Origin of the sequence: Exiguobacterium sp. s63 (assembly GCF_018617335.1) — a bacterium.
GTDB lineage: Bacteria > Bacillota > Bacilli > Exiguobacteriales > Exiguobacteriaceae > Exiguobacterium.
In genome coordinates this window covers 1-12,536 of sequence record NZ_JACSKB010000005.1, presented here as the reverse complement: position 1 = coordinate 12,536, position 12,536 = coordinate 1, and the positions used below count along the sequence as shown (strand labels likewise).

Below are 12,536 nucleotides of genomic sequence, written 5' to 3'. Positions count from 1 at the left end.
CACTTGATCCTACTGCAAGTCAATAACTTATCCAAATCCTTCGGCGTCGAGCCGATTTTAGAAAACGTAAAACTCGAAATCCAGGAAGGCGAACGTGTCGCGCTCGTCGGTCGTAACGGGGCCGGTAAGTCGACGCTTTTAAAGGTCATCGCTGGTGAATACAACTATGACTCCGGGGACATCATGAAGCCAAAAGACGTCACGATTGGCTATCTCGCCCAAGACTCAGGGTTAGAATCTGACGAGACGATTTGGAACGAGATGCTCACCGTCTTCACAGACTTGATTGAGCAAGAGAAGACGCTCCGTCGCATGGAAGCTGACATGGGCTCCGAACGAATCCTAAATGACGCCGCTGCATACGAACGTCTTCTCTCCTCTTATGATGAAGAGCAGCACACATTCAAAGAGCGCGGTGGTTACCAATATGAAGCGACGATCCGCTCGGTCCTTCACGGGATGCGATTCTATCCGGACGACTTCGAACGTCGCATCGATACGCTCTCTGGTGGACAACGGACACGTCTCGCCTTGGCGAAGATGCTCCTTCAAAGTCCTGACCTGCTTATCTTGGACGAGCCGACGAACCATTTGGACATCGAGACGCTTGCCTGGCTTGAGAAGTATTTGAGCGGCTATAAAGGTGCCGTCCTCATCGTCTCCCACGACCGCTATTTCCTCGACCGCGTCGTCTCGGTCGTCTATGAGCTGTCACGTCACCGGAGTCGTCGCTTCGTCGGGAACTATACGAAGTATCTCGAACAGAAGGCCGCTCTCTACGAACAAGAGAAGAAACAGTTCGAATCGCAACAAGAAGAAATTGCCAAGATGCAAGACTTCATTCAGCGAAACATCGCTCGGGCGACGACGACGAAACGGGCGCAAAGCGTGCGGAAACGTCTCGAGAAAGTCGATCGTCTCGATGCTCCGGATGGCGACGAACGCAGCGCCGTCCTCTCCTTCTCCATCAAACGACAGAGTGGGAACGATGTGTTGAGCGCGAGTGACCTCGCCATCGGGTATGAAGAACCGATCGCCCAAAATCTCCGTTTCCAGCTACAGCGAGGGGAATCCGTCGCGCTCGTTGGTCCGAACGGGGTCGGAAAGTCGACCCTTCTCAAAGTGTTGACGAAACAACAAGCCGCCCTCACGGGTGAGATCCGTTACGGGACCGGCGTCGAAATCGGCTACTATGACCAGGAGCAACAGAACTTGTCTGACGCGAACCGTGTCATCGATGAGATTTGGAACGACTGGCCGCTCATGCGCGAGCAAGAAGTTCGGAGTCTTCTCGGACAGTTCCTCTTCAGCGGCGATGACGTCATGAAACGTGTCCATGAACTATCCGGTGGCGAACGGGCACGCCTCACGTTGGCCAAGCTGAAGCTTGAGCAACCGAACCTCCTCATCCTGGACGAGCCGACGAACCACTTGGACCTCGACTCGAAGATGATTTTAGAGAATGCCCTTCTCGACTATCCGGGCACGATTCTCTTCGTCTCGCACGACCGCTACTTCATCGACCGTCTCGCGACGCGTGTGCTAGAGATCACGCCGAACGGCATCGACGAGTATCTCGGCGACTACTCGTACTATGTCGAGAAGAAAGAAGAATTCGAGGAACTCGCGCGACTCGCCCGTGAAGAGACGAAGCAGGTCGTCGTGAAAAAACAGCGCGCCGATAAAGAACAGCAACGGGAAGAGCGCCGCATCAAACAGCGCATCGAAGAGATTGAACTGGCAATCGAGCAACATGAGAATCGTCTAGACGAGATTGAACAGTTGCTTTGTGAGCCGGACGTCTTCAACGACTTCGCCCGCGCCCAAGAATTATCGACTGAATCGGATGCAGCGAAAGAATCGATCACCGCGCTTTATGCGGAATGGGAGGAACTCCATACATGATGCGTACCCGTGCCATGCGAATCGAGTTCATTCAAGCGTTCCTCACGGGACTCGCTTATATCGTGCCGACCGGGACCGAGTTCGTGTCTGAACTCATCCGCGGGGAGCCGACAATCGTCCCGTCTATTCTCTTTTTCTTCCTACCTGTCGTCATCGGTTTTATCATCCAGACGTGGCCTGGAATCTTGCTCAGTCTCTTCAGCGGACTACTCATGAGCACGCTCTTCATCCGGATCGTCGTCTGGCCGGTCGATGTGACCGTTCATACGTTCTATGCGCCTGGATCGGTATGGGCCCACTTCTATGAAGAGACGCTCTTCATGTGGATCCTCGCCCTTCTTGTGTTTATCGTGAGCCGCATCAATACGTGGCATCGAGAGAATTATCGACAACCAAAAGCGTGAACAGACCGTCCTCTTTTCGAAGGGGACGACTTTTTCATTTATGTATAAATATATTTATAGATAAGGTACTTTTTCTTAATTTGTTTTTCGTTAGAGTGCGCGTTATTCTAGTCACGTACCGAAACCCCGGATTATTTCTTAGGAGGAATGACAGATGAGTAAACATGTATTAATGGTCGTGACGAACGCAAAAGAAATGAAGGAAGGTCATGCGACTGGAATTTGGTTATCCGAGTTCGGTGAGGCATACCTCGAGTTCAAACAACAAGGATATGACATCACGGTCGCTAGCCCGAACGGTGGTCAATCTCCAATCGACGCACGCAGTTTAGAAGGAGAAGTACCAGCTGACATTCAAGCGACGGTTCCCCTTCTTGAAGACACAATCGATTTGAAGACGATCACCAACTTCGATCAATTCGATGCCATCTTCATGCCAGGTGGTCACGGAACGATGTTCGACCTTCCACAAAGCGAAACGTTGAATGTTGCGATCCGTTCACTATTTGAAGCAGGTAAAACAGTTGCTGCCGTCTGCCACGGTCCAGCTGGTCTTGTCGGTGCGACATTGTCTGACGGCACACCACTCGTGAACGGTAAAACGATTGCGACGTTCACGGATGAAGAAGAACGTGCGACAGGTCTTGATATCTACATGCCGTTCCTACTTGAAACGCGTCTTCGTGAACTCGGTGCGAACATCGTGCTCGCAGACAACTTCACAGAAAACGTTCAAGTCGATGGAAACTTGGTGACAGGCCAAAACCCACAATCAACCGTTGCTGTCGCAAAAGCCGTCATCAACACATTAAACTAATCGATTCTTTCTCGTTGCCAGTCGATAGAAGAGAATGACCCGCCTGTCCAAACAGGCGGGTTTTATAGATGAGGAGGAATAAAGATGATCACCATCTTAGCTCAGATTCAAGCGAAGGCTGGTCTTGGGGCAGAACTTGAGACACACTTACGTCAAGTCGTCACCCCATCACGCGCCGAAGCAGGTTGCGTCTTCTATACGTTACATCGTGTCGAAGACAACCCCGACACGTTCGTCTTTTACGAAAAGTGGGTCGACAAGGCGGCACTCGATGCGCATATCGCCTCACCCCACTATCAAACGTATCGCCAAGAAGCAGAGCCGCTTCTCGCTAGTCGCGACGTTCAATTTTTAGAAGAGCTTACTTAATTGAAAAAAGTAGGGCCCACGTGGGTCCTACTTCATTTTGCATCTTGGAGCGCTCGGATGACTTGATTGATGACAGGGTCATGCTTCGACTCTGTCCGGTGCGCGAGGTAAATGACGTTCGTCGCAAAACGCTCAGGCGCCACGACTTGAACCGTTCCTCGCTCGAGTGCATGCCGAATCAAATAATTCGGCAAAATGCTAATGCCACACTTCGATTCGATTGCCGCAAGGATGGCGTCGACGTTCGGTAGGATCATTTCCGGACGGATGTCTGGGCGTTCCCCGAACTGTGTCTGGTAGTAACGACGGATGATGGGAAGCTCCAATCCATAACTGATCCACGGCTGACGGTCCATCCAGTCTTTTAACTCGTCGGTTGGTATTTCCCAATCGTTCGGTGCCACTAACAAAAACGATTCGTCGGCAATCGGGACATATTGAATTCCTGGCTCCTCCATCCGCTTCGTCGCGATGACAAAGTCGAGCTCCCCGTCCGCCAAGCGTTTGATCAAATCTGCTGTCATCCCGAAATCTGCGATGTACTGTGCAGCATCAAGCGGCAAAGCGGGTATAATCTCATGTGTGACGAACTCGGTCGGTCCACCGAACTTGAGGACAGGACGCGGTTGTTCCCCTGAGACGTATTTCATCTCAAGCGATAATTCCTCGAGACGGTCGATCAAGCCGACCACTTGCGTGTATAGTTCCTTCCCCGCATCCGTCGGAATCATCTGACGTGGCGCTCGTGTGAAGAGGGACGTCTCGAGTTCCGCTTCGAGTGCGGCGATATGCTGGCTGACAGCCGGTTGGGTCAAAAAGCGGACACGCGCCGCTGCCGACACGGAACGTTGTTGGTACACGTGGATAAAACTGCGATACCATTCAAAATCAATCATCTGTGTAAACTCCTTTTGTATTCGTTATCTTCAGTATAAAAGGCAGTAAATCATAAGACAAATAACGTTTAAAGGATATATCGATAAATAAATTTATAAGGAGTGGATAGTTGATGAAAGCTTTATTACTACACGAACCGAACACATGGCAGACGATGCGAATCGAGGAGGTCGATACACCGACGCTTCGTTCCGGCGAGGTATTGATTGAGGGAGAATATGCAGGACTGAACCCGGTTGACTATAAAACGGCGACCAACGGCAAACCCGAATGGTCATACCCTCACGTCCTCGGGCTCGATGTCGCGGGTACAATCGCCGCTGTCGCGGATGACGTGACGAATGTACAAGTCGGTGACCGCGTCCTTTACCACAGCAACTGGAATGAATGGGGTGGCTTTGCCGAGTTCACTCGTGCCAAGGCGCACATGGTCGTCCCGATTCCAGAATCCGTCTCGTTCGCTGATGCGGTCGCCTTACCGACAGCTGGATTTACGGCGTACCAAGCCATCTTTGAAAAACTTCCGATGAATGCGATCGACACGATCCTCATTCACGCGGGTGCCGGTGGTGTTGGCGGCTTTGCCATTCAACTGGCGAAGTATCTCGGGAAACGCGTCATCACGACCGCTTCAGCGCGCAACCATGACTGGGTCAAACAGCTCGGAGCCGACGAAGCAATCGATTACAATACGGAAGACTGGCAACAACGAGTGATGGAACTGACGAGCGGTCACGGTGTCAATGCCGTCATCGATCCCGTCGGTCGTGAGACGGCGACCGCTTCCCTCGAAGTCATCGCCTATAACGGACACATCGCCCATATCGCCGGAGCCCCTGACATGAGTGTCATTAAACCGTTCACACGTGTCATTTCCTACCATGAGGTCGCCCTCAATGCGATTCATCATCAACAGGACCGCGTGAGCGAGGCGAACATCGTCCGCATCGGCACGCACATGCTCGAACTGCTTGCAGCGGGCGAGATTCAACCGATGATTCAAGAGACGATCCCATTCACGGACATCCCGAAGAAGTTGGTCGAACTCTCAGACCGACACGTCGTCGGGAAGATTGTTGCCAATTTGAAGGCATGAAAAAAGAGGTCAGCGTTTTGAATACGCTGGCCTCTCTTTATATTAGAAATATCGTAACGGTTGGAATCCAATCGTGTGGAAGTCGAGCTTCGTCCCGTCCTCAGCGATGAAGAAGACAGCCTCGTTCGTATCGACGTCACGTGTGAACACCTTATAGAACGTCATCGGCTTTTCGCCATTCGTCACATAGCGTGCTTCATGTGTCGAGATGACTTGTGCGAACAGTTGCTGATCGTCGAGCTCTTCAATCAAATCATCAAACTTCGCCGCTTCTTCTTCCGTTGCCTCGCGACCCCGCTCGATTTCATAATAAGCATCGCTCGCTTTTGTCTGTACCCCGAGATTACGATCGACGACGATCACACGCTCTGGCTCTTGATCGACGACGCTTGTGTAGCCGTATAGTGACTCGATTAAGGTATTCTCTCCGGTCACGCGACCGATGCCCTCCAATGTGTCTTCTCCAGTCAATGACTTCACTCGTGTCTCTTCTGGCACAATTTCTTCTTGATAGGCGATATTGTAAGCGCGGATGATCTCACGTACTTGTAAGAATGTCGCAACGACGAGTAGTACGATGAGTCCTCCAATGATGATGCGTTTCGTCATGTCTCTATTTCCCCCTAGACTGTCATGCTCTCTTCTAAGGATAACCCAGGAACCGCATTCATCGCTAGTGTATCGCGCTTCCCGCGCACATACGCGTGATGAGCCGCCACCCCGATCATGCCCGCGTTGTCCCCACATAGGTCAAGCGGTGGGATGACGAGTTGAATCCCTTCAGCTGAAGCCGCTTCTTGAAGCGCTGCGCGGAGGCCACGGTTCGCCGCGACACCACCTGCGACGAGCAATTGCTTCGCCCCTTTTTCCTTCACGGCACGAATCGCTTTCTCGACGAGCACTTCGACGACACTCGCCTGGAAGCTCGCTGCCAAGTTTTCAGGGATGACCGTCTCGCCTCGTTGTTCCGCATTGTGTACGGCGTTGATGACCGATGACTTCAAGCCACTGAAACTGAAGTCAAAGCTACCCGGTTCGAGACGAACACGTGGAAAGTTGTACGTGTCTTTCCCGACTGCAGCCAAGCGGTCAATCGCAGGACCTCCCGGATATGGGAGACTGAGCGTGCGTGCGACCTTATCGTACGCCTCACCCGCTGCATCGTCACGTGTCTCCCCGATGACTTCGAAGACACCGTGTTCTGGCATATAGACGAGCTCTGTGTGTCCACCAGAGACAACGAGACAGACGAGTGGGAACTGCATCTCTTCGACGAGTTCGTTCGCGTAAATATGACCCGCAATATGGTGGACGCCGATGAGTGGTTTTTGATGGGCAAACGCCAATGCTTTGGCCGCACTGATCCCGACGAGAAGGGCACCGACGAGACCCGGTCCTTGTGTGACCGCGACCGCATCGACATCTTCCATCGTCACGCCTGCCTCACTCAATGCATCGTCAATCACGTACGTGATCCGTTCCACATGATGACGAGACGCCACTTCAGGGACAACGCCACCAAATCGTTTATGACTCTCGATTTGAGAAGAGACGACGTTCGACAATAACGTCTTCCCGTCTTTGACGAGCGCAACAGACGTCTCGTCACAGCTCGACTCGATCGAGAGAATCAGTGATGTGTTCATTCTGACTCACTTCCTAACTTCGCCCAATAAATATAGGCGTCTTCATTATTATCCTGATAGTAGCGTCTTCTCCGACCGGCTTGCATAAAACCGAACTGCTCATACAGTTTTTGCGCGCCGACGTTCGACACGCGGACTTCTAACGTCAATCCGACGAGTCCTTTTGACTTGGCGAACGCGACAAGTTCCGCCAACAATTGATTGCCGATGCCCTGTCCACGAAACTCAGGTAAGACGGCAATGTTTGTGATATGTCCTTCATCGACGATTGTCCAAACGCCGACAAACCCGACGACCCGTTTGTCATGGACCGCGACAAAATAAACGGCCTGTTCATTTCGAAGCATCTCATTCATGAACGCCTCTTTAGTCCACGGAATGGCGAACGACGCTTCTTCGACTTTCGTCACTTCCTCGACATCGAGCCACGTCATCCGACGAATTTTCACGTCAGCCATTGTTTTGTCCCTCTAACCATTTCGCTTCCGCCTCGGCGAGTCGCAAATACTCCGGCTCAAACGCATGGACATCGCTCGTTTCATCGCTAAAGACGACCAAATCACTCGCACGCCCGTATCGATGGGCAGCCGATGCCTCGATATAGTCATATTCACTTAACACGTCACGGAACGGTTCCACGTCTCCGACGACAAGGAAGCGACCTTGACTATTCAGTCGCAACCAATCTGCGACCGAGGCGTGCTGATCGTGCGTCAGTGCTTTGTTGTGCTGATAATACCCGATATAGGCATTGCCACGGCGCGCGTCAATCAATGAGACGACCGGCAATTCCGTATTCGGGGCTGCTGCCATAAGTTGAAGAGCGGACACGCCGATGAGTGGAAGATTAAGCGTATAAGCGAGTGTCTTCGCCGTCGTCACTCCGATGCGAATTCCCGTATACGACCCGGGTCCTGTCGTGACAACGATGCGCTCGAGCATGTTCGGTGTCCACTTGACCGCTGCCATGAGCTGTTCAATCATCGGCATGAGTGTGACCGCATGGTTTTTTGAGACCATGACCGTTGCTTCTGCTTGAATCTCTCCAGCCTCACTTAACGCGACCGACAAACGTGTCGTCGCGGTATCAATCATCAATTGCTTCATGCGAGCACCTCCTTGGCGATTTGAACGTAACGCTCACCCGTCGGAGCGAGTGTCAGTTTGCGTTCTTCGTCGCCGACCCGTTCAATCGTGATGGCCAAGCGTTCTTCTGGAAGAGAAGACTCGATCAAGTTCGACCACTCCACGATGGCGACACCGTCACCGTTGATATATTCCTCAAGACCGATGTCATCCCCCGTATCCTCGAGACGATAGACATCCATATGATAGAGCGGCAATCGCCCTTTGTATTGTTTCATAATCGTGAAGGTCGGACTGTTGACGTTCCGCGTGACTCCAAGTCCTTTTGCGAATCCTTGTGTGAACGTCGTTTTGCCGGCACCGAGGTCACCGTTTAACGTGATGACCGTCCCTGCTTCGACGAGTGTGGCCAAACGTTCTGCCACTGCCTGCGTCTCCGCCGCAGAATGCGTAATCAATGTATACATGAATGGTTCTCCTTTTTCACTTCTCATACGTACTCATTGTACACTTCATTTTAAGCAAAAAAAAACACGAAACGCTATCGTTTCGCTATCTCATTTAAAAATTGGTTGCGGGGGCTGGATTTGAACCAACGACCTTCGGGTTATGAGCCCGACGAGCTACCAGACTGCTCCACCCCGCGACGACATATGAAATTAAATAAAAATTGGTTGCGGGGGCCGGATTTGAACCGACGACCTTCGGGTTATGAGCCCGACGAGCTACCAGACTGCTCCACCCCGCGATGGTTTGAATTGTTTCGACATCCTCTATATTAAGCGAGACAGTTATAAAAAGCAACCATTTTCTTAATGTTTTTTCAAAAATGGAATCGGGAACAGATATAACAGCATAGATTATTAGAGAAAAGGGGCGCGACCGCCATGTCTAAATGGGGAAATCGATTCAAGAAATGGTTCTTTTCGGAGATCGAAGCCGAGATCACGTTTAACCCGGCAGCACTCATTCCGAAGCAAACCGTGACGGGTACGTTGCACGTCTCCAACCCGACAACGAATGTCGTTCGCTTACAGGAACTCACCCTGACCTTCTTGACGACATTTAAAGATATCACCATGGAAGGAAACGAGTTCAATCGAGAAGCTGATATTCAAGAAGTCCCAATCCCACTATCGCTTGTACTAGAACCCGGTGCAAAAGAAGACGTTCCGTTTTCCTTCGAGTTGACGATGTACGCACCCTCTTCTGCCGGTGCCCCATATAGTATAGAGGCTACGTTATGGGACAAGGACATCAAACGGGTTTGGTTTGACGTGATCGAACACATCGAAATCGAACCGATGCCTGAACTGAAACGATTACTCGATGCGACCGCTCATGCCGGACTTGAGCCGATGTTCGTCCGAAACGTGATCGACCCGCTCGGGGAAGAACGTCCGTATCCATTCGTTGAAAAGTATGGATTCAAGCCGGTCGGGGAATGGGCCGATGAGTTCGAGGTCGTCAAATCGTTTTGGCGCTTGCATGAAGACGGGATTGACCTCTACTACTGGCTCGACAACATCGAGACCCAGCGAACGCTCGAATCGATGGCGACCGACGTCGAATTACGTCATCGTTCCCTCACCTGGGAACAACTCGAGCGCGAACAGGAACAGCTCGGTCTCGGCATTCAAGATACGCTACGCAGTCACCGCTCCTCGTGAGCGGTTTTTTCAATTTGAATTTCCTTCTTACTCGTGTTGACGATGGTTTGAAAGTGGTGGCGATACGGATGCATGAACAATTCATATTGAATACGTCGCTCTACATGTGAGGCGTGTAAATAGTCCAGCTCCATCCCTCGTTCCTGAATATCACGATGCGAACGTCGCTTGAACTCCGTCTCCCCATCCGTATAAAGATATATCGATTGGTCAAAAGACGAAAGATCCAGGAATGCGACACTCATTCCTTCAATAATCGTAATCATTTTTTTCGGGTCAATCCACGTACGTTCTAAATATGATACATCGATTGTGTAAAAGCCGATTCCCTCTCGAATCATACGAATGTCACGCTCGAGTGACAGCAGATGATGTGCGGCCGGATGACACGCCGTCATCTTATACTGATGGGTCGTTCCATCGTGTTGATACGTGAGGATCGTTTGTTTCCGCAACTGTGAATCGATGATGTATGGATCTGTGTGAAGCAGGTTGATATCGCCGAGTCGTTCCCGTAATTTTTCTGCCAACGTCGATTTTCCGGCCGCCCCATGTCCGGAGATGGCAATCAGTGTCCGTTGATCCGATTTCACACTTTGTACAATATCCTCAATCAGTTGTTCCATGATTCTCCCCCTTCGGTACACTTGATGTACAAAGGAAATGTAACCATCTCATGTCCACTTATCCATCTTCTCATCTCACAGGCTCATCTGCACGCCATTCTTCGTCACGAGTAAAGTTCTCACTTAGGTCAAACGGCTGAAACAATTGGAATGAACAAACAGCTCATCGTGTCAGGATGAGCTGTCTTCTTTTTTCTTCAGTCTCGTCAAGCTTCTGTTCTAACGTTTCCACTTGTCTCGTCATACGAGCAATCAGCTGACTGATTTCCTGATCCAGTCCGTTCACTTGATCTAAGGAATCATTGATTCGTCCATGCATCGTCCATTCTGAAAAAATATCATCCAAAAAGTAATCTGCGAACTGAATGAGTGAACCTCGATCGACATGCAACTCCTGAACAATCCCTTGCACGTCCGCTAATTCACGGGAGAAACGCTCTAACGCAGATTGTAATTCGTGCATCGTTTGCTCGGAAGCATCTAGCGCCTCATGCTTCATGGCTGTAGCAATCAAGCCACCCCCGAAGAACGTATCATACGTCGACCACCCCTTCGCACTATCTAGATGTTTGAGTGTTTTTGCAATCGTCCACCGTGCCGCTTTACCGGCTACGATAGCTTCCCGATATTCGATGAGAAGTTCATTCGTTTCGGCTTGTTGATTCGTGAGATGGTGTAAGTCTCGGCGAATAGCTGGGTCTTTCACCAGATGGGATTCTTTTGATTGTAAGAAGTTCTCCCATTCAGCGTCGATTCCTTTATATCTCTCGAGCTGTTCTTGTAAATCTCGATGTTCGAGCGTCAATTCGTCAATCATCGCTTCGTGTTCCCGTAATTTCAGCTCAGCGCGAGCAGCCTCTTCCATTTCAATCGTCCGTTGTTCATCAAACGTTCCACGTAACTTTCGCCATGTGTTGACGAGCGAGAATTCTTCAAGGTCATACACATCACGTTGTTCTTTCGTGAATGTGTTGAGTAGTGTCTTCCGCACCGCCTCATGCTCGTTCAACTGTTTGTTTAGTATCTCTTGCTTACGCACAAGTCGATCGCGCTCGGCGATACGCTGTTGTAAGTCTAATTGAGTCTGTTGAAGATTTACCATTATATTTCCCCTCTCTTTGTACTGATGAAGGTATTGATTGGAACGCCATTTGTCATCATGCCTTCGATTCGTCATTCGTTTGATCATGTTGTCTCTATACAATGCTATACGTGCTTCATTCGTTAAATGTTTCATCCAATAAAAAAGGCACTCGATATGAGTGCCAAATCAAATTCGATATTTTAATACGGTGATGGTCACTCCTTGAACGATAAACGTCAAACCAATCAGAAGTGAAATCACATCACGATACACATCAAACGACAAGACATGTAACCACCGATGATACCATTCGATAAGTAACCATCCTATGGGGAAAATCGGAGCAGCTACCATATAAGAAGTAGTTGCAATTTCTTTTCCACGTTCGTCCTTGCCTTCCTTTCCAAACAAAAACCTCAATGTAATGATGAGCATGACAAGAAAAATTGGAAAGATAAGAATGTTGATCCATAACATCATAAAGGTTGCTCCTTCTTTTCATATTGAAATACGTCATGCACTGTTGTATCAAATAAAATGGCAATCTCAAATGCCAATTTTAGCGAGGGACTGTATCGATTATGTTCAAGCGATACAATCGTTTGTCGACTTACCCCTAAAAAATCTGCGACTTGTTGCTGTGACCATTTCCGCTCTGCTCGTAGCACACTTAATCGGTTATAAAGTTGTCCGCTCGTTTTTTTGACCATTTTTAGATGCCTTCTTTCTTAAAAAAGCGTTCTCTCTCATTTGAATGTAATATTTTTTTGTCATTTAGTCAAATAAATATTACACTTAAACATACAAAAAAACGACCGAGCGCTATGCTCGGTCGTCCTCTGCGTTGTTGCCTGGCAACGTCCTATCCTCACAGGGGGAGATCCCCCAACTACTTTCGGCGCTGAGACGCTTAACTTCCGTGTTCGGCATGGGAAC

General features: G+C 49.9%; 16 protein-coding genes, 2 tRNA genes and 1 rRNA gene. 6 read left to right on the top strand and 13 right to left on the bottom strand.

Annotated features, from left to right (window positions below; genetic code table 11):
* Positions 1–3: 3 nt before the first annotated feature.
* The 4 genes from KNO90_RS13265 (at position 4) to KNO90_RS13250 (ending at position 3,495) form a co-directional block, all read left to right on the top strand.
* Positions 4–1,905 carry an ABC-F family ATP-binding cassette domain-containing protein gene (locus KNO90_RS13265; protein ID WP_215113792.1) on the top strand — a complete coding sequence of 634 codons (1,902 nt, stop codon included), beginning with the start codon at positions 4–6 and terminating at the stop codon, positions 1,903–1,905.
* The gene (locus KNO90_RS13260) at positions 1,902–2,309 is read left to right on the top strand and encodes a hypothetical protein (protein ID WP_214742998.1); all 408 of its coding nucleotides are present in this window, start codon (positions 1,902–1,904) and stop codon (positions 2,307–2,309) included. The genes KNO90_RS13265 and KNO90_RS13260 overlap by 4 nt, the downstream gene beginning before the upstream one ends.
* Positions 2,310–2,463: 154 nt before the next feature.
* Positions 2,464–3,126: a type 1 glutamine amidotransferase domain-containing protein gene (locus KNO90_RS13255; RefSeq protein ID WP_215113791.1), complete on the top strand. Its 663-nt coding sequence runs from the start codon at positions 2,464–2,466 to the stop codon at positions 3,124–3,126.
* A gap of 84 nt (positions 3,127–3,210) precedes the next feature.
* A complete protein-coding gene (locus KNO90_RS13250; RefSeq protein ID WP_251127480.1) occupies positions 3,211–3,495 on the top strand; it encodes a putative quinol monooxygenase in 285 nt (94 codons plus the stop codon).
* A 32-nt stretch (positions 3,496–3,527) separates the two neighbouring features.
* Here KNO90_RS13250 and KNO90_RS13245 read toward each other — a convergent pair whose 3' ends face one another.
* Complete coding sequence (locus tag KNO90_RS13245; protein ID WP_214743000.1) at positions 3,528–4,391, bottom strand: LysR family transcriptional regulator; 864 nt, start codon at positions 4,389–4,391, stop codon at positions 3,528–3,530.
* A 113-nt stretch (positions 4,392–4,504) separates the two neighbouring features.
* Here KNO90_RS13245 and KNO90_RS13240 point away from each other — a divergent pair, with 113 nt between their 5' ends.
* Positions 4,505–5,488: a zinc-binding dehydrogenase gene (locus KNO90_RS13240; RefSeq protein WP_215113790.1), complete on the top strand. Its 984-nt coding sequence runs from the start codon at positions 4,505–4,507 to the stop codon at positions 5,486–5,488.
* Between the two features lie 42 nt (positions 5,489–5,530).
* Here KNO90_RS13240 and KNO90_RS13235 read toward each other — a convergent pair whose 3' ends face one another.
* From KNO90_RS13235 to KNO90_RS13205, 7 genes are all read right to left on the bottom strand, one after another.
* Complete coding sequence (locus KNO90_RS13235; RefSeq protein WP_214743002.1) at positions 5,531–6,097, bottom strand: hypothetical protein; 567 nt, start codon at positions 6,095–6,097, stop codon at positions 5,531–5,533.
* Positions 6,098–6,111: 14 nt separating this feature from the next.
* The gene (tsaD, locus tag KNO90_RS13230) at positions 6,112–7,134 is read right to left on the bottom strand and encodes a tRNA (adenosine(37)-N6)-threonylcarbamoyltransferase complex transferase subunit TsaD (RefSeq protein ID WP_215113789.1); all 1,023 of its coding nucleotides are present in this window, start codon (positions 7,132–7,134) and stop codon (positions 6,112–6,114) included.
* Positions 7,131–7,592, bottom strand: a complete 462-nt coding sequence (rimI, locus tag KNO90_RS13225; RefSeq protein WP_211781851.1) for a ribosomal protein S18-alanine N-acetyltransferase — start codon at positions 7,590–7,592, stop codon at positions 7,131–7,133. The genes tsaD and rimI overlap by 4 nt, the downstream gene beginning before the upstream one ends.
* Entirely contained in the window at positions 7,585–8,241 is a 657-nt protein-coding gene (gene tsaB, locus KNO90_RS13220; RefSeq protein WP_215113788.1) for a tRNA (adenosine(37)-N6)-threonylcarbamoyltransferase complex dimerization subunit type 1 TsaB, read from the bottom strand. The genes rimI and tsaB overlap by 8 nt, the downstream gene beginning before the upstream one ends.
* Positions 8,238–8,687: a tRNA (adenosine(37)-N6)-threonylcarbamoyltransferase complex ATPase subunit type 1 TsaE gene (gene tsaE, locus KNO90_RS13215; RefSeq protein WP_015880566.1), complete on the bottom strand. Its 450-nt coding sequence runs from the start codon at positions 8,685–8,687 to the stop codon at positions 8,238–8,240. The genes tsaB and tsaE overlap by 4 nt, the downstream gene beginning before the upstream one ends.
* A gap of 102 nt (positions 8,688–8,789) precedes the next feature.
* Positions 8,790–8,866 (bottom strand) — tRNA-Met (locus KNO90_RS13210).
* A 25-nt stretch (positions 8,867–8,891) separates the two neighbouring features.
* Positions 8,892–8,968, bottom strand: a tRNA-Met gene (locus KNO90_RS13205).
* A gap of 139 nt (positions 8,969–9,107) precedes the next feature.
* Here KNO90_RS13205 and KNO90_RS13200 point away from each other — a divergent pair.
* Positions 9,108–9,890, top strand: coding sequence for a sporulation protein (locus KNO90_RS13200; RefSeq protein ID WP_215113787.1), 783 nt, complete (start codon positions 9,108–9,110; stop codon positions 9,888–9,890).
* On the opposite strand, the gene KNO90_RS13195 is transcribed toward KNO90_RS13200, so the two are convergent.
* From KNO90_RS13195 to rrf, 5 genes are all read right to left on the bottom strand, one after another.
* Complete coding sequence (locus KNO90_RS13195; RefSeq protein ID WP_215113786.1) at positions 9,875–10,516, bottom strand: uridine kinase family protein; 642 nt, start codon at positions 10,514–10,516, stop codon at positions 9,875–9,877. The genes KNO90_RS13200 and KNO90_RS13195 overlap by 16 nt on opposite strands.
* A 163-nt stretch (positions 10,517–10,679) precedes the next feature.
* On the bottom strand, positions 10,680–11,618 hold the full coding sequence (locus KNO90_RS13190) for a coiled-coil domain-containing protein (protein ID WP_215113785.1): 939 nt from the start codon (positions 11,616–11,618) through the stop codon (positions 10,680–10,682).
* 168 nt (positions 11,619–11,786) lie between these two features.
* A complete protein-coding gene (locus KNO90_RS13185) occupies positions 11,787–12,080 on the bottom strand; it encodes a hypothetical protein (protein ID WP_251125503.1) in 294 nt (97 codons plus the stop codon).
* Positions 12,077–12,310, bottom strand: coding sequence for a helix-turn-helix transcriptional regulator (locus tag KNO90_RS13180; protein ID WP_031424468.1), 234 nt, complete (start codon positions 12,308–12,310; stop codon positions 12,077–12,079). The genes KNO90_RS13185 and KNO90_RS13180 overlap by 4 nt, the downstream gene beginning before the upstream one ends.
* Before the next feature lie 139 nt (positions 12,311–12,449).
* Positions 12,450–12,536 (bottom strand): 5S ribosomal RNA (rrf, locus tag KNO90_RS13175); the annotation flags it as partial.

Bases quoted from the DNA above. Each gene is read 5' to 3' on its own strand.
- KNO90_RS13260 (WP_214742998.1), top strand. From the start codon at position 1,902: ATGATGCGTACCCGTGCCATGCGAATCGAGTTCATTCAAGCGTTCCTC.
- KNO90_RS13255 (WP_215113791.1), top strand. From the start codon at position 2,464: ATGAGTAAACATGTATTAATGGTCGTGACGAACGCAAAAGAAATGAAG.
- KNO90_RS13250 (WP_251127480.1), top strand. From the start codon at position 3,211: ATGATCACCATCTTAGCTCAGATTCAAGCGAAGGCTGGTCTTGGGGCA.
- KNO90_RS13245 (WP_214743000.1), bottom strand. From the start codon at position 4,391: ATGATTGATTTTGAATGGTATCGCAGTTTTATCCACGTGTACCAACAA.
- KNO90_RS13240 (WP_215113790.1), top strand. From the start codon at position 4,505: ATGAAAGCTTTATTACTACACGAACCGAACACATGGCAGACGATGCGA.
- KNO90_RS13235 (WP_214743002.1), bottom strand. From the start codon at position 6,097: ATGACGAAACGCATCATCATTGGAGGACTCATCGTACTACTCGTCGTT.
- tsaD (WP_215113789.1), bottom strand. From the start codon at position 7,134: ATGAACACATCACTGATTCTCTCGATCGAGTCGAGCTGTGACGAGACG.
- rimI (WP_211781851.1), bottom strand. From the start codon at position 7,592: ATGGCTGACGTGAAAATTCGTCGGATGACGTGGCTCGATGTCGAGGAA.
- tsaB (WP_215113788.1), bottom strand. From the start codon at position 8,241: ATGAAGCAATTGATGATTGATACCGCGACGACACGTTTGTCGGTCGCG.
- tsaE (WP_015880566.1), bottom strand. From the start codon at position 8,687: ATGTATACATTGATTACGCATTCTGCGGCGGAGACGCAGGCAGTGGCA.
- KNO90_RS13200 (WP_215113787.1), top strand. From the start codon at position 9,108: ATGTCTAAATGGGGAAATCGATTCAAGAAATGGTTCTTTTCGGAGATC.
- KNO90_RS13195 (WP_215113786.1), bottom strand. From the start codon at position 10,516: ATGGAACAACTGATTGAGGATATTGTACAAAGTGTGAAATCGGATCAA.
- KNO90_RS13190 (WP_215113785.1), bottom strand. From the start codon at position 11,618: ATGGTAAATCTTCAACAGACTCAATTAGACTTACAACAGCGTATCGCC.
- KNO90_RS13185 (WP_251125503.1), bottom strand. From the start codon at position 12,080: ATGATGTTATGGATCAACATTCTTATCTTTCCAATTTTTCTTGTCATG.
- KNO90_RS13180 (WP_031424468.1), bottom strand. From the start codon at position 12,310: ATGGTCAAAAAAACGAGCGGACAACTTTATAACCGATTAAGTGTGCTA.